The sequence below is a fragment of the Bacillus sp. GbtcB14 genome (genome assembly GCF_019091205.1).
GTDB classification, from domain to species: domain Bacteria; phylum Bacillota; class Bacilli; order Bacillales; family Bacillaceae_G; genus Bacillus_A; species Bacillus_A cereus_AG.
In genome coordinates, this window is record NZ_JAGXJT010000014.1 from 1 (window position 1) to 17,228 (window position 17,228).

Consider the following 17,228-nt stretch of genomic DNA (forward strand, 5'->3'; position numbering starts at 1 on the left):
AATCCGTTGTTGTCATCAAATTGATAACCCTCCCATTTCGTGTTTATACACTTATAGGGAAACGTGTCGCACAAATAGCGCTTTTATTAAGATTTTAAGTATCCAATTTCTCTTGCATACTCACGCATGTTTTTCATCGCTTCTTCTGTCCATCCCCAATGCGTACAGTACAATCCTCCATAACCGTTTAATCCGTTCGAATTATCATTCCCATAAATGTAGTGTGTAAAATCCTTTACTAATCCCCACATTGTGCCGCCGCTTGAAAAGTACATTTTTTGTATTTTCGTTTTATAATCAATTCTTGTCATATTCATAGAAACATTTGTATAGTGATCAACAAACCGCAATGATTTACCATTGAGTACAAAATGAGCTGTTCTATCTTTATAGTGAAGTAACCCTTTTCCATTGAATGTATTTTTATCATTATTTGCAATGTATTTAATTAGTGCATTCACAATTTCAATCCGTTTTTGCTTGTTCATTTACTCCAGCTCCTTCTCGACAAAAATCAAGTAATTAAACAAATTCTTTTATTACGAAATTCATTTTTATTGAGTTGTAAGTAATCCCCCTTCTGGATTTAATAAAGGTTCTATTACAACTCCACCATCAAATCCTGCATTTCGAACTACTTTCAAATATTGAACTTTTGTTTCTTCATCAGTGATAATAAAAGTATATTTATCTATCTTTTTTGTGGAAAAACGATTATCTTTTACTTCTTCACCTACATATGGTTTACCATTCGCTTGAAACAAAGGTACAATATCTACTCCACCATCAAACCCTCCATTTCGAACTACTTTTAGCTATTGAACTTTTGTTTGTTTATCGATTAAGACAAGTGTATATTTATCAAGATTTATTGCCTTAAATCTTGAATTTGAATAATCGCTTTCTGCTGGTAATTGTGATTTAGTCCCAACAGAATTTTGTACTGTTGATTCTTTACTAGATATGTTAAAACCAGTGCATCCTCCTACCATAGAAAGTGCTATAACACATGACAATTTCATAATAAATTTTCTGTTTTTCATTAAACAATCCCCTTTTGAACAGTTTTCATCATAACGCTTTTGTACAAAACTCAAATTGTATTAAACTGATTTTATTCTGTGGTGATTCCAATAAACATTGATAAATTCCCAGTAATCTTTTCACCCACTCTTAAAAATAAACCCGCTGGTTCCCCACCAATTAAATGTGAACCTATTAATAATTTACCTGTATAATCTCCATCCCACGTATCTATAGTACAGTCGGGCATTTCTATATACTTTTGATAAATTTTATGTTGTTGCTCATAGTAAGGCGTTTTATCTGCGGCTACTTCTTTTCCATCATTAATGATGGAAACACCACCGCCTTCCCTTCCAAATGTGGCCTTTTTCACATAATCTATATCATTTTCTTCAAATTTGTCCTTTGAGAAATAACTTGGTAAGAAGTACTTTTCTATAATTTTATGTTCTTGTTCTGTAAACCATTTATTTTGCTCGTGAAGTTGCCAGATAAGAGCTAGTACACCTTTATTTTGAATTAAGAATGCTGAAGGAGGATTAATGATTTTCACTCTCCCCTGTGCAATATGATCTAAAAACATAAGGCCAATTGATTTTCCGCTATAGTCCTTATCTTCTAATAAGTACTCTAATGGATATAATCGATACAAATATTCTATTTTGACACCATCTGGTGTATATAACCCATCGTCTGCAACTATAATACTCTGTATCCCCACATAATCACTGGGCTGAGGGCAATATTCTCGAATAAATTTTACTGTTTGATAGTCTTCTTCATGCCAATCATAACTAGTGAAATGTATAACATCATGAGGCTTTAATTCATAATCAGTAATAATTTTATACCACGTTTTTTCTAGCTTCTCTTCTATGCAGTTTGGATTTATAACTTGATGATGATCACATAATACTTGATTAGCTACAGATGGCTCCAAATAGCCGGTGGGTGTGTCTGCATTAATTTCTATTAGTTTGATTTCATTGTTTGCAACAATGAAATCAAACCTAGTGAAATATGAAAATAAAACATCATAATTTGTTCTAGTCACTTCCCATAATTCGGTGGGCAATTTTAATTGTAAAAAACCATCGTGACTTTCTAGTAAATATTTATAAACCTTTTGAAAAATGGTTTTTACTAATTCAGTTACTTCTATAATATTATTATATTCCTCTTTTTTGATTTTTTTGATACCAGTAGACATATACTGACACCATTCATTATGCTCTAATAAGCTTGGCCAAGTAAAACCACGTGTACAAGCTTGCTCAGATAAAGCAAACCATTTTTTCATATATTCTTGTTGCTGTTGATTGTCTAACATTTTGTCTCCTCCTATAAATTAAGATCCAGCTGGAGCTTTTGCATTTCCGATACCACTAGAACCACTAGTAACCTTGCTTGTTGAAGATGGTTTTGATGGTTGAGTTGGATTAGTTGTTTTCGGTGTAGATGCGTTACTTTTATTCGTGTCACTTTTATTTGTAGAAGTAGAATTATTTGCACCTCCACTACTTGTAGCAGCACTTGTACTTGTCCCTCTCCCTTTTTCCTTCTCTTTTTCTTTCGGTACTTCTGGTAAAGGTTTTTGTGTCATTGGTGGTCTATATGTATGGTTAGTATTATTATTAATTTGCCCTGGATTTTTCTTATTTAATGAATTAATTAACATCATACCAGCTGCACCTGCGGCAAACGGAACTAAGGCGGAACTCCAACCATTATCATGCTCTACACTCGGATTATTCTGTTTGTCTTCGTGCTTAACAGGTCCTGCAGTTGGCATCTCTTCAAAACACTCATTTTCATTTATTTGATTAGAAGTACATTGTTTTTGTGTTTCTTTATTATCAGTTGTGTCTTGGTCAACTGATAGTGAATTATTTTCTTCGAGATCTCCTACGCATCCCGTTAATAAAGCTGTTGAAATCCCAAGGTTTGCAGCGATTTTCATAAATTTTTTATTACTCATTTTCATAACTAAAGAGCCTCCAATATTAACTTTATAATTTTTATATAAGGATTATATGATTATATAATCAAAAAAAATTCCCTACTACCTAATTTATGCTGCTTGCAAATGCTTTAACCCAATCTCTAACGCACCTGTTCCTCCAAAACCCTGATTGAATAAAAGTGGGACATCATACTTCTTTGCGTATTCTTTTGCTACATCAATAGACACATGGCCACATGCACCTTTCTGCACTACAATAACATCACATTTTTTTATAACACTACGAAACGTTTTCTTTACACCACCATGATTTTTCCCATCATGAAAAATTACCTGACAATCTCTTTTTTTCGCCAATTTCTCTAATGTTCTACCATTTGAACCACCTAAAACTAGAATTGTACTCATTTCCATTCACTCTCCACATCTTTAGTTTTTTTATATGTACTTGGTGATACTAATAATACAATTGTGCAGATGACAATATTCAGCAATACCACACCCACTATTAATATAATTGCGAAGATTGGTAACAATAGCATGAAAATAAAACCACTTACAAGCAAGCAGATGAATATAAATCCATTGCTCATGTCTTCATAACCATCTAATCCTGTTACAATATCTAAACTGTGCATCCAAACTGTGATACTATCCCAATTTGTGATCAACAGGTATCCACTACCTACTAATAAAGCCCAGCCAAATAATGTCCCTAAAAGCCCCGAGCCTCTTCCAGAAGAATATCCTGCAAAATAGTTTGCTGCGGTTCCAAATAATAATCTCATTCTTTTTACCTCCACATCTATATCATTTCACTAATATATATAAATATCATTTAACCATAACTTTATTATATCAGAAGATTATGAATATTCAATAAATATTTTTAGGTACTCTTTATATTTTTTAATAAGGGTTGTGATTTTTATTCACAACCCTTATCTTTCAGTTAATCCACAGGTACTTCTTCTTGACCATGTGGTATTTGTTCAATTGGTGTTACAATTTGCGCATACTGATTTACCTGAATTTTAAATTGTCGTGGTTCCAAGAAGTTTACCTGTTGTATTAAAACCTCTATATGAAATGTATCTACTTTTTTCCCACGGTCAATTTTGGTAATACGTGCATTGTAAAACTTATCTCCTTTTAGGAAATATCTTTGAACAGCTTCTGTAGCAAGCATACGTTCATTACTTGTCATTTTCATTGGTTCAATACCAAATCCAGCCTTAGAAAACAAATACGGAACATCATAACTACTATTAGAAATTTTTAGTAGTAAATCCTCTACAGTTTTTGTTTTCGCAATATATTCTTCTTCTTTTGTATCAAATCCCTTTGGTTTATCTCCAAGTATCTCGATTTCATCTTGATTTACTTGTTCTTCCTCTTGCACTTGTGATTTCAGCATATAATCATGAATGGTATTATAGGTGGCAACACCTGCCACTAATACGATAATCCCCAATATGACCAAGTACTTACGAGGCATATTGGATAAAATGTTGATTATTTTCTTCATCTACTCTCGTCCCTTATCAGTCTATTACATTACGGATTTGCGACATATGTTGTCCTCTTGCCGTATAGTTTAGACCTGTAATTTGTACACCCTTATTATCACCAATATGAATCATTTTCTGATTCCCTAAATAAATAGATACATGGTTAGGATTTTCATAGAAAATTAAATCTCCTGGTTGTGCACGACCGATATCTGGCACCTGTTTTCCTTGTCCAATTTGAGCGCCTGTCCAATCTCCTAGCTGGACACCTATACTGGTTTTAAACACATATTGTGTGAATCCAGAACAATCTGCACTACCTGCAGCTGGATTTCTAGCACCGGATACATAGCTCACTTTCCCTTGTCCAACCCATTTTTTTGCTTCTTCCAATACCTTTTGTCGTTTAGCATTTGCCATTGTAGGAGAACCACCAGATGATAACCCCGGATCATCATTTTTCTTAAAGAATTTCATTGGATCCGTTGGTTGGTCGTTAATACGAATTTGGAAATCTAAATGGACGGCGTATCCATTCATATTAAGTAAACCAGTATCTTTATTATAGTTAGAACCACCCATCTCCCCAATAATTTGCCCTTTTGTAACCATAGTTCCTGGTGCAACTGATATTTTACTCAAATGTAAGTAACGAGATACAATACCATTTCCATGATCTACATAGACACCTAGACCACCACCATTTACATTTCCTGTTTGGGCTGTTACAATACCTACTTCCATTGACCATACGGGGTCTCCAGCTTTTCCAGCAGTCATGGCTCCAATATCAACCGCATTATGTTGTTTTCCACCACGAACTGCATCAAACGTATCTGTAATACGACCTGATTTCGTTGGCCATTTCCAACCTTTATCAGAAATCCATTCGCCTGATGCGTCTGCCACACACCCTAAATCTTTGTAATACTTCAAAACTTTAGAAACGTACGTGTAATCCCCGTAGCACGCGTTAACCTTTGTCCTGAAGTTATTTGGATCGGAGCAACCAGCTGGGTTTAAATGATTCTTACTTCTTGAGAACTCAATGGCTGTTTCTTCTGAATAACCACCCTTCGCTAATGCATAGCTAATGAATCCTGACCCGAAATTATACGATTGTAATGCTAGGGCTATATCTCCATTCGCCTTTGCTAACACATCTTTAAATTCTTGTACGCCTGCTTCAATAGAAATGTTGGGATCTTTAATACATCCTACACGTGCATTCCCCTTTACACCTATACAAGATGGACTCATGTCTCCATAATGCCCCTCTGAAGCCTGCATCGGGTCATTTCCTGCTCCACCTGATTCCTGCATCATTTGGGCAGCCAAAATACCAACATATTGAGCAACACCATGTTTTTCTGCCATTTCTTTAATTTTAGGAAGGTATCCTGTAACTTTTGCATTAAGGTTAACAGGCTCTCCACCAGGACTCACATTACCTACACACATACCACCAATAAATCCACCAGTAGTAGGAGCAAGATGTCCATATAGCCCTTCTAACATCCCTGCGGCTAATATCTCACGAGCACGGTCTTTTTGACTCTCACTAAATTTTGCAAGTTCCATCGCTTTATCTAAACCGTGAGAAGATACTGTTACCTTTTTACTTCCGCTTGCATTAATTTCATCTATTTTTTTCTTAAAATCTGTATCTCCCAATATCTTTTTTACATCTGGTCCGGAATAACTTTCAGATTTTGTTTTTTGCATCTCCTTTTTCTTTTTTTCACAAGGACCATTCGGTCCTGCCTCACATACCTCTTTTTCCGTATATTCTTCATATTGGATATCCAAGAAATATGATATAGCATCATGCGGATCTTTACCAGTCAAATCGTTATCATACCGCGCCATGTCAAAAGCGACAACCTCTTTCCAATCCGCGTTTAGAGCCATTGCAATTTCTATATACTTTTTCACTTGTTCCTCTGTTTTACTTTCATCATCGGTAAATGGTACAAAAGATGCTAAAATAACACACACCGTAATAATAAGAGCCATAATACAAGCAACAGGTAATCCTACGGCTCCCACAATGGCTCCTACAATTTTCACTACACCAGCTTTTAACAGTTTGGCAGCAGCTTTCGCTGCCGCCCTCCCTGCTTTTCCTGCCATTTTTGCCATTTTCCCACTTGCCTGCATCCCTTTTTTCTTAATAAAGTGAGATGTCGCATCTTTTAAAGGGTTACTTTTCTTCTGATTATTTGGATCGTTAGGATTTTGACTCATAGACTTGTCACTCCATACTTTCCATTTTCATTATTTCTGCTTCTTCGCTGTGCTAGGCGAGGGTTTGGCGCAAATGGAATCAGGTTTTGTGGATCATGTTCTGATAAATTCAAATGTGTCTCTGTGCGTACAACTTCTTCCTGTGTATGAGTTACTAGGATTTCTTCTCTAGGTTTAATACTGCTATCTTGCACTTCACAAACCCTTTCAATCCTTTGATTTGCTTGTAATCGCGTATCTCCTTTTCCGAACGGAGAAATACGTGACACTGTGCCATCTGTTGTGGTAGCGACCATATAACTACGATCTCTTTCTACCACCATTTGCACATTCTGGTATCCCCCTTGGTCTAAATCAGACATATAGAAGTGACCATTGTCTACCTTATGACTTACTGTAAGTGGCGGTTCAGTAAATACTGGTTTCTGTTGTAAAGGTCTTTGATTTTGATTTCCTACTAATTGATTTGGATTAATATTGATAGAACGATTGATACTAATTTTCCCGCCACTAGAATCTTGAATATACGCTGGCATAGCTTTCATACCATTACGATGCTGTGTTAATTGACCGTCTGAAATATTTAAATCTTGATATACCACTTGTCCCGAACGAATACTACTATCTCCACTACCATAACGAGATACAACTTGTGTCATTCCACTGGAATCTTTCGCTTCAATCCATGATTTATTATTTGTCGTAACAAGACGTACTGCACCTTGAGCAACTGATTGTCTTCCAGTAGCATCCGTTGTTGTTGGTACCATTTTCAGAATCTCTTGAATTTCTGTTGCCTCTGCTTGGACAGCTTTGTTATAAGGATTATGTTTGCTTACCGTACGTGCAGTTGCTTGATAAGCACCTACACCACCAATTACACCTGCTGCATAGCTTAATCCTTTTGTCACATTGTAATGGCGTTCTGCTGCGTTACCTCCTAACGAAGTATGAACGGCAGCTGCAGTTCCACTCATCACTCTTTGTACTGCATTTCCACCAGCCTGCTGAACAGCACTAGACGCATTAAAGTATGCTTGTGATACATTTTCCATTCCTTTTGTATGCACGAGATGTTTGGCACCTTCCATCATACTTACACCAACCATCTTACTTTGCTGTGTCATACGTCCCACTGCAGAAGTTGGAATCGTCATTTTCCCAGCACTTTGCGAAATATTTGCTACACTAGCTGATGCATCCGCATACGAGCGCTCAATTTCAGAAACAGACAGATTCCCTGCACGTGCCATACTCGCTTGCGTTTGTGTAGCTGCAAATACAGCTTTATTGATTGCGCCACCTGTCGCAACACCGTGTGAACGAACCCCTTGAATCGCACTAGTAATTCCAGAACCTACTTGTTGACTCACTGTTCCAAGACTAGCATGACTTTGTAAACCTTTCGTTAATTGCGAAGCAAAGGCACCTTTATTAATATACGATTGATTATGTAGACTCTTACCACTCGTATCTTTTGCCTGTATTGGCATCGCCCCCGCTTGTACCGCCGCTTGCTGAGCGACTGCTTTAAATTCATTACCTTTATCATTTAAATGAGATTGCCAAGCTTCTACTTTTTGCGTTTGAGACATAGTTGGAGACAAGTTTTTCATAAAGTTTGCTTTGTTCTCTGCTGCATATCCTTGTTTAAATGACTCTGTAGATGCTTGTACTAAATTCCCGACATTACTTACACCTTTTTGTTTCTGATTTCCATATCCATTTGCTAAACTATGTGTTTTTACACCATTTACCGCTTTTTGAATGCCAGATACACTAGATACACCCATTGCATTTATATTTGGATTGTTTTGCAATTGTTGCGATAGCTGAGAAGCAAAAGCTTCCTTATTGGCATAGCTAGTCCCATCTTTTTGTTGCACAATCCCTGCTTGTTCGGCAGCTTTCTGCGCATGATTTTTAAATCCTTGCACTTTTTGACTCAAGTGTTTGTTCCATGCAGCCTCTTTTTCTTGTTGTGGTACATCTGCAGGGAATTGCTTCATGAATCCTGCCTTATGATCTGCTGTATATGCCTTTTTAAATGCAGCAGTGGACGCACCCACAAGTGAGTCTACTTGTCCCATATTTTGATGGCCACTCTCTAGTGTTTCTCCTTTTACTCCTTCAACTGCTTTCCCAACTTTTCCAAGTGCAAGTTGAGAAGCAAAGGCATCTTTATTTACATAGGACTTATCAAACAGGTTGTTGCCTTGCTTATCTTTCGCATCAACTGGCATTGCTCCAGCCTTTGTTGCCGCTTGTTCTGCATGATTTCTAAATCCTTGAACTTTTGAGTTTAAATGGTCATTCCATTTTTTCTCTTTCTCTTCCGCTGACATGTTTTCTGGTAATTGACTCATAAACGCATCTTTATGGTCTGCCTCATATCCTTTTTGGAATGCGTTAGTTGCAGCGTTAACTAAATCTCTAGCGTTTCCATATGGTGTAGCATTTTTCTTCATATTTTGTAAATCTTGTTTTCGCTGATTTTTGAAATGAGACATTTGATCACTATTTGTTTTTGCTACTTTTTTTGCAATCTCTGCATCGGATGCACCAGGGAATGCTTGTTTTAAACGACTCGCAACTGCAGAATCAGGATTATCCGCTTTCCAATTTTCAAAATCTTTCGTAGCTAAGTCTTGTGCAATATCTTCATCTGTTAACTCTGGATATTGTTCTCCATTTAACCCTTTATACGTATCTAGACCTTTCTTCACACTGGAACCAATATGCTTCCCAGCACTAGTAACTCCTTCAACTCCAGCTGCTAATGTTCTTCCAGCTACTGCACCAGGAACACCACCTGCTTTACTTCCAGCAAATGTTCCTACTGCCATTCCTTCTGGTCCAAGTCCTGCGCCCATTGCTAATCCTGCGAGTCCACCCGTTGCTTTTCCAACCATGCTTCCAATTTGACCTGCTTTTAACATACGAGCTGCACGAGATGTTGTACCTATATCTGTTCCTAAATTGGCTCCTAACGCATTTTTAGGATTATCAGCATCTTCTTTTTTATCTTCCTCGCCTTCTTTTCTAGCTTTTGTCTTCTCTTTATTACTACGATGGTCATCACGTATTCCTTTAATGATGCCCGCCATACTTGCTAAGGCACCCATTCCAAGCATTGTACCTGCTCTATTTACTGCTCCCACCGTATTTGTACTTAAACCAATGAATCCTTTTACAATTTCACCTATAGGAATAAACATAGCAAATAAGATTAATTTAATAATGGTATTATCTGATTTGCCTACTAGTACAAAAATCAACCATATAGTAATCGCATGGATACCTTGTATGAGTACTGTACCAACAAATTCACGCATCCAATATAGAGTTTGTTGTTTCTTTTGCGGAAATAGCCACATACCGACCATAACCGGTCCCATTAACATCAAAATATAAAGAGATACCGCCCGCATTAAATAGAAGAAGTTTGCCCAAAGTGATAATCCTACTTCAATCAACATCGCAAAAATTTGAAATAAATAATCATCCTTATTTTTATCCATAGACAATTCGGCAATTGTCTGACCTGGTTTAAAAACATCTAGCGATTGTTCTCCTATTGCTCTTTTAAACTCCGATGCTACCCAAGTATTAATATCAAATACAATGTTATAGAAGAAATCTAAATGCCATATACAAATAGAAACGATCATTAAATCCTTCGCATATTCAATGATATATGTTCGATTTGTTGGATTAATGGCAGCAGCTGAATACTTTGCTCCAGCAATTACAGCACTGACTAAGACTAAAAAGGCTGCAAATTTAAACATGACTGGTAATCCCGTATTTAATACACTCCCAGCTGTATCGTCTTTAAATAAAAAATTTAATTTTGCACTATCCCCACCAAAAATTAAATCGGGGATAGAATCAATTAATTTATAGATTGGAGAAAGAAAGGTCTTGACCATAGAAACAATTAAGCCGCCAACCCATCCTATTATCTTATCAAGCATAATTTCACCTTCCTTTTCAAAGGTACGCTATTATCCTGCATACCCTTGTACTTTCTTCATGTTATTTAAAAGCTCTTGTAGTACCGCTTCATTTGATTCAATGAACATCATTTCTTTATCTGATGGATCTGTTTGAATCCAAACCGAACTATCTCCTATGCGGAAAATCCCTTCACCTTTCCCTGGATTGTTGAGAATAATGTCAAGCTCTCCAGCAGTTAAGTTAAAGTTCTCTTGGATTTTTTTCTTATCAATCTTATTTTGTTCTAAGAAGAAATAAGAGAAAGTAGATTGCAAGATACCACGTGCTTTCACATTTTCTAAAATACGAACAAAGTCCTGACTTGCCCAACACATACCGGCATTTCTTTTACGTGAACGACGTGCTACTTTTTCTAAGAAGTTAACCGTTTGTTCATAGTCGATAAACTGCCACATCTCATCCACATATAACACTTTTCGTTTGATAGCGTGTTCTGGACTCTTAATCCAATGCTCCCAAATATAGTTCAGGATAACGTGGAAGGCGATTGGCTTTAAGAATCCCTCTTCTAAATGACTAATATTAAAATTAACAACACGTGATTCATTTAACTGTGTTTCTACACCGCGTCCAAAATTACTTTGTCCATCAAATAATGGTTTTGAACCATCACGTAAGAACGGACGAATCGCAGCAATTAACTCTTCTGCTTTCACATCGTCTCCATGGTTTTCCACTATCACATCATAAATTTCTTTTAACTCTGGCTCTGGCTTTCTCACTTGAGACTGAATTAATTGTCCGTCTACCTTCTTCACTTCATCCGTATATAAAGATGAAGGGTGAGAAGTGATACCATGTTTACTGAATACTTCACGAATCGCATCTTCTAACATTGTGCGCTGGAATACATTTAATCCTGGTTGATCAAAATCTTGTCCGCGAATAATAATGTCAAAGAAGCCTAGTATTTCATTGATTTTCTCTAAAATAGGTACAAATCTTACATACTTAACGCCATCACGCTCAACGAGTTCTTTCTTGTCATATTGTTCAAGCGCTTCTAGCTCTTCATCTTTATCCGTAATCTGAAGTTCTGTTACTGCAATTGCACAAGGATTAATAATGATATTACTTTCTGGTGAAATATTTAAGTTAATACCACCTAATCGTTTGGTGATTTTTACGAATTATGATGATAGGTAAGGCTTTGATGTAATCTCCACCTTTTCCCCCACCTCACACCGTACGTGCTAGTTTCCTAGCATACGGCGTTCCATCGTTTCCAACTGACTTTAAAATCAAATTATGTTACTATCGGTTCATTTCCAGCTTTAGTTCTTAGCACATTCAGTTTATCCATTTGTTTCTTGTTAAGTTTAAAAGACCGAAGGTAATGTGTAATCTTATTAAGATTCGTCATGTGAATCAGTTTGTGTATAAACCAATCTACAATTACCAAGTTGTTGTACTTGTCATCCCCACCTTGTTTAATGGGAACAATGTGATGACAATGAACACGTTCAATACCAATTTCCTCACCAGTTACATAACACTTACCATATTGAGCAACGTATTTTGATATCCTATTATCGTTGTACTCAATACTTTTATTCTTCGAATAAGTCCTCATAACTTGGTTGAGAACATCCTTAGGTATTGCCTTAAGATTACTATGTACTTTATTACGCCCCGTTTCCGTATAGTTACAGATAACCTGCGAGAAATTCCACGGGTTTTTATGATGTATTCCTGTAACTGGTAAGAGTGGAGTGTTCTGTACAACGTAAATCTTAGTGTTAGGTTGTATTCCTTTGGTCTTCCTTTTAAAATTCACAGATGTTTCACAGAACTTCATGTGCTTCATATTGTTTCTAAGTCTGGTTCTTATGACTCTTCGCAGAGAGTAATTTACCTCCGTTAAATCCATGTAAATTGTAACCGCATATTTAAAGTAATTTTGTATACCAAGAAGGGTTGAATTAAATTGAGTAACTTTCTCTGAAGTGGGCTCCTTTTGAATTCCTTTGATTCGTTCTTTTAGTTGTCTTTTAGCTTTTGTAATAGCTTTGTCGGACATACTGGTTTTTGCAATATATCCAAATTTAGCTTTACCTTGTTTAACCACTTTGATTTTGAATCCAAGGAAAACTGACGAGTTTTTCTTGAGATTAACCACTTTGGACTTTTTGGGGTTAATTTCTAATCCCAAGCGGGATTTGAGAAAATCAACTGTCGCATGATAAAAGCGTTGTGCTTCATCATAAGTCCGACACATTATTTTGAAGTCATCCGCGTATCTCACTACATAACCACATTTTAGATTCGTGTACTTCCTAGCATATTGTCGAAACCCTAAATGCCGAGTAGAGATTCTGTGAGGTTTGTAGGTTTCCCATTGGCTACTTATCCACCAATCAAGTTCATTTAGAACAATGTTGGAAAGTAAAGGAGAAATAATTCCTCCTTGCGGAGTACCCTTATTGGGAATACCCTCTCCTTCTATCTCAGATTTAAGGATTTTTGAAATAACACATAGAAGTGATTTGTCTCTTATTCCCAGAGTCCACATTTGCCTTAATAGCTTTTTGTGGCATACATTATCAAAGAACCCCTTAATGTGAATATCAACACAGTAGTGTTGGTGACCTATGTAAATAAGACTTACAACTCTACTGAGTGCATGGTGAGTACTTCTGTTCGGTCTAAATCCATAACTATGGTTATGAAACTTAGCTTCACAAATAGGTTCCAATACTTGGAGGATAGATTGTTGTACTAATCTGTCCCAAATTGTTGGAATCCCCAGGGGTCGCTTCTTATCACTGCCCTCTTTTGGGATAAGGACTCTTTTAACTGCTTGTGGTTGATAGTTATTTAATCGTTTCCTAACTTCATGAATAATCTTTGTATCGTTTAGGTGCCAAATATCTTTAATGGTTAAATTGTCAACTCCAGCCGTGTTACTCCCCTTATTAGTTTTGATGTTGCGGTATGCTAATCTAATATTTTCTTCCGAACCGATAATATCAATTAATTTATAGAAATTGTTACCATTAAGGCTATTAGAATATAACTCATCATACTTTCTTTGCATGTCGTAATATTCACTGTGCCTTAGTTTAGTTTTCTTTAACATGGGCTGTAACCTCCCCTTATTTACTGGAGGTTTACATCTCTTTAGTCTTACTCGAAACCATGTCAACCATAAGTAACAGTCAGTTTTCAATCGACTAGTGGCTATCCCTCCACGTTCATTACACGTTTCATAGGTACTGTGCCACCACTTTCACTGTCATAAACCTAGGTTATACAATTTACAATTGTTTTCCCTAGAACCACTTCATCGGAAGCAAGCCCTCAGTGTTGACAGCTTACCACGTTCCGTCATTCCTATCTGTGCATATACCGTTAGGTTTCTCCTATGAGCCTGCTACCTTGATATTGCCTGTAACAATATATGGACTTTCATAAAGGCGAGTTTTACTCATCCACAGTAGCGACACTAATTGTGTCAGTAAGCCTTTCGACTTACTTCCGATATAGACCCGTACCATCAGAGATTCGTCCGCACATACCATACTCTATTGGTTCATAGTGCATACTAACCATAGGTAATTTATAGACTTCCGGTTTATAGGTTACACCACCCACCTCTGAGTGACTTTCGTATCCTATAGGATTACGGTAACTCTCAACCGACTTCACCGAGCTTCATACAGTTCAGTTCTTGCTAACTTCACTGCATGTCGGAGTATTAAAGGAAGCCCTTCAAGGCGTTACCCTATCATTTGACTTCTTGGAATGACAGTTCACTGTTGAACTGTAAGTTCGACAATGCCTAAGCTTTTCACTTAGGAACGTGTCGCACCACCCTCTGGATCTATGATCATCGCATGTGTATCTGCAAGTGATGTTTCACGAGCTAGCTTCATTTTTAAAAGTAAACTTTTACCGGAACCTGAAATCCCTGTCACACCAATGTTATAGTTTGGTGGACGATAATCTGCGTTACCAAATGAATTTAAAAATTCTACTTGTCCAGTTATTTTGTTTTTTCCTATTGGTATACCACCGTTAAATCTTCCGGATCCTGATACAAAGGGGGCAAATGTACATAGAGCACGTCTATCGATATTTCGGTATGTATCTTGCAGAGTATTTGGTGCACCTAATGGCATAACCGCTTTTAAGCCACTCTTCACACGATTCCAAGTGCTCGCTATCTTAAAGTGAGATGCTTGCATTTCATCTTCAATATACTCACATAAAACATCTAATTCTTTCTTTGAATCAGCATACGCAACCGCCATCGTACTTACCATATAGGAGTCATTTTCATTAAATTGAATTTCATCCATTAGATTGTTTGTATCCTGAATTTTTGCATCTAAGTCTTTTTCCTGGTCAATATTTCCGCGTGTACGTTGGAAAGAAAGGTTCGAACGTAACATTGTCAGCTGCATATCTAACGATCGCATCGCTTTTGCTTTTGGCTCTTTATGAATATCAATCATGACATCAACCTCTCCAGCTGAAGTTAACATGTTCAGCCAATTGGTCTGCATCATACGAGGGTATCCATCACGTGGAATATAAAATGGACGGAAGAAAGTATTACTTCCCAAAGACTGCTTAATTACCCCATAGTCTTCTGAATCAATTTTCATTCCTTCTGGGGCAATGACATCAAACACAGTTGTTTGATTGTCTATTTGAGGCGGAACTTCTTCTTGTTCGTACCCTTCCTCCTCTAGTTCCAATTCGTCATTCTTTTCAGCTTCTAACTTCTTTTTTTCTTTTTTCTTCTTTCCAAACAATTTCATACTTATGCCACCCCGTTATTTGATTTTTCAGCTTTTTCTTCCGCTAGAACTTTCTTCATTAACTCTAGTTTTCTCTCATTTGTGTCACCTGTTGAATACAGAGAGAAGTTCTCATTTTCAATTAAATCTTGGAAACGTGCTTTCACCGCTTTACGACGGTTAAACGCTACGTATAAGAGTTCTATTAATTTATCTTTCGTTAACATTTCTACACTAATTTTTGCTTTCGATAGTAGATTTCGGGAAGCATTATAACGACGATATAATTCGTTAAACGCTTTATCTACAATCTTTTCTTCCAATTCATCCTCTGTATCAGCTGTAATCGTACTAATATCCACTTTGTATGGATAAATTAAATATCGCTTTTGCTCATATCGAGGCTGCGAACGTTGCCAGTACTCTAAGTTGTCGATAACTTCTTGCCCATAAAGTACTGTCTCTGGTGTAAGGTCCTTCGCACCTTTCATTGTTTCTGTCATTTTTCGTACAGGATCTGTTAAATCTACAAACTTACTTTGGATATATACCTTCGTATTAAACTCTAATGTGGTTAACCAGGATTCAATTTTGATATCAATCGCTTCTTGTTCCGCATTAGAAAGCAGGTAATAGTTTACTGGGTGTGCCTCAGCGATTAGGACAAACGTATCATCATGATAACGAATCATATGATTTTCAACTTCCTTAATGTCTTCTACAAAAGCACTAAAGAAATCCACATTATCCTCATCAATTTCCTCTGTAGCAGGCGTATTCTTTTTATTTTTCTTTCCATTTTTTTCAGCAGTACGTTTCTCTACCCCGTTCTGACTTTTGCCCTTTTTCTTAAAACTAAATAGCGGTTTTCCATTCATTTTCCGATAAAAGAAAAACCCTACAATGGCTACCAGTGCAAAATATATCATTTCTAACATCTATAAATTCTCCTTTACCCATGTAATTGGCTCATACCCTTTTCTCCACTTGCCTTTTTCAGAACGGCTACGCATTTTGATAAGTAAAAATTTGTCTAAATACATGTGTTGTTTTTCTTTATAAATAAAAGCAAACGTTATTACAACTACTACTGTTGGTATTGCTAAAATTAAGCAAATAAAAAATGCTACTGCCGCATTAAAAGGTGCAAATAGCCGCCATAAGAATGGTACATATAAATAAAGGGATGCTCCTCCACCTAAAAGATAAATCAATTGGCGTTTGCTCAGCACACCTAACAGCGTTTTTTGTTCCGAAGTCATATCAACAGGAACGGTAACCTTTCTCATTTTGTTTCCTCCCTTATATAAGAGAAGCTCTCCCCAAATAGAGGAGAGCTTTTATAAACTCTTATGTTAAATTTTTGTAACCCAAGCAGCGATGTCGTATGCTTTGATCATGACAAAGCCTCCAATTGCCGCACAAGCCAAACCAATCATGGCTTGTGTACGGTTTTCAGGGTTTTTCCCTTGTGCACCAGATAGTTTAATAGCTGCAAATACAACGCAAGCCGCTACCCAAATCCCCCCAAAACCAATTAATGTTGTTACAAGGGTATTCATGCTTTTTTGTACAGTGGTAGCATCTGTACCACTGGTGTGCCCAGTAAGACCTTTCTCAAAACTAGTTTTTGCCAGCAGAAAATCTCCTACCGGTGTTGTCATAAGTTTTGCAGACAACCAATTCAACATAATTCCTGCACCTCCGGGTGTTTTT

12 protein-coding genes and 3 pseudogenes are annotated in these 17,228 nt (G+C 36.8%); all 15 read right to left on the minus strand.

Going from position 1 to position 17,228, the window contains the following annotated elements; all coding sequences use genetic code 11:
• Positions 1-86: 86 nt before the first annotated feature.
• Positions 87-488 carry a hypothetical protein gene (locus KVT31_RS25710; RefSeq protein ID WP_001041411.1) on the minus strand — a complete coding sequence of 134 codons (402 nt, stop codon included), beginning with the start codon at positions 486-488 and terminating at the stop codon, positions 87-89.
• A 66-nt stretch (positions 489-554) separates the two neighbouring features.
• Positions 555-1,043: pseudogene (locus tag KVT31_RS25715) on the minus strand (hypothetical protein).
• A gap of 71 nt (positions 1,044-1,114) precedes the next feature.
• Entirely contained in the window at positions 1,115-2,356 is a 1,242-nt protein-coding gene (locus KVT31_RS25720; RefSeq protein WP_000886565.1) for a glutathionylspermidine synthase family protein, read from the minus strand.
• An 18-nt stretch (positions 2,357-2,374) separates the two neighbouring features.
• Complete coding sequence (locus KVT31_RS25725; RefSeq protein ID WP_000784093.1) at positions 2,375-3,010, minus strand: hypothetical protein; 636 nt, start codon at positions 3,008-3,010, stop codon at positions 2,375-2,377.
• A gap of 87 nt (positions 3,011-3,097) precedes the next feature.
• A complete protein-coding gene (locus KVT31_RS25730) occupies positions 3,098-3,403 on the minus strand; it encodes a DUF2325 domain-containing protein (RefSeq protein ID WP_000426064.1) in 306 nt (101 codons plus the stop codon).
• The gene (locus KVT31_RS25735) at positions 3,394-3,777 is read right to left on the minus strand and encodes a hypothetical protein (RefSeq protein ID WP_001237723.1); all 384 of its coding nucleotides are present in this window, start codon (positions 3,775-3,777) and stop codon (positions 3,394-3,396) included. The genes KVT31_RS25730 and KVT31_RS25735 overlap by 10 nt, the downstream gene beginning before the upstream one ends.
• A gap of 164 nt (positions 3,778-3,941) precedes the next feature.
• Positions 3,942-4,517 carry a hypothetical protein gene (locus KVT31_RS25740; RefSeq protein ID WP_033656677.1) on the minus strand — a complete coding sequence of 192 codons (576 nt, stop codon included), beginning with the start codon at positions 4,515-4,517 and terminating at the stop codon, positions 3,942-3,944.
• A gap of 16 nt (positions 4,518-4,533) precedes the next feature.
• On the minus strand, positions 4,534-6,747 hold the full coding sequence (locus KVT31_RS25745) for a lysozyme family protein (RefSeq protein ID WP_000081395.1): 2,214 nt from the start codon (positions 6,745-6,747) through the stop codon (positions 4,534-4,536).
• A complete protein-coding gene (locus KVT31_RS25750) occupies positions 6,744-10,724 on the minus strand; it encodes a TrbL/VirB6 family protein (protein ID WP_000884600.1) in 3,981 nt (1,326 codons plus the stop codon). Before KVT31_RS25750 ends, KVT31_RS25745 begins: the two co-directional genes overlap by 4 nt.
• A 30-nt stretch (positions 10,725-10,754) precedes the next feature.
• A pseudogene (locus KVT31_RS25755) lies at positions 10,755-11,897 on the minus strand (VirB4 family type IV secretion system protein); the annotation flags it as partial.
• A 116-nt stretch (positions 11,898-12,013) separates the two neighbouring features.
• Positions 12,014-13,846, minus strand: coding sequence for a group II intron reverse transcriptase/maturase (ltrA, locus tag KVT31_RS25760; RefSeq protein ID WP_217613657.1), 1,833 nt, complete (start codon positions 13,844-13,846; stop codon positions 12,014-12,016).
• Positions 13,847-14,579: 733 nt separating this feature from the next.
• Positions 14,580-15,533 (minus strand): annotated as a pseudogene (locus KVT31_RS25765) (VirB4 family type IV secretion system protein); the annotation flags it as partial.
• 2 nt (positions 15,534-15,535) lie between these two features.
• A complete protein-coding gene (locus KVT31_RS25770) occupies positions 15,536-16,450 on the minus strand; it encodes a hypothetical protein (protein WP_046199529.1) in 915 nt (304 codons plus the stop codon).
• A complete protein-coding gene (locus KVT31_RS25775) occupies positions 16,451-16,801 on the minus strand; it encodes a PrgI family protein (RefSeq protein ID WP_046199528.1) in 351 nt (116 codons plus the stop codon).
• A gap of 66 nt (positions 16,802-16,867) precedes the next feature.
• A complete protein-coding gene (locus KVT31_RS25780) occupies positions 16,868-17,203 on the minus strand; it encodes a hypothetical protein (RefSeq protein ID WP_071722025.1) in 336 nt (111 codons plus the stop codon).
• Positions 17,204-17,228 lie beyond the last annotated feature (25 nt).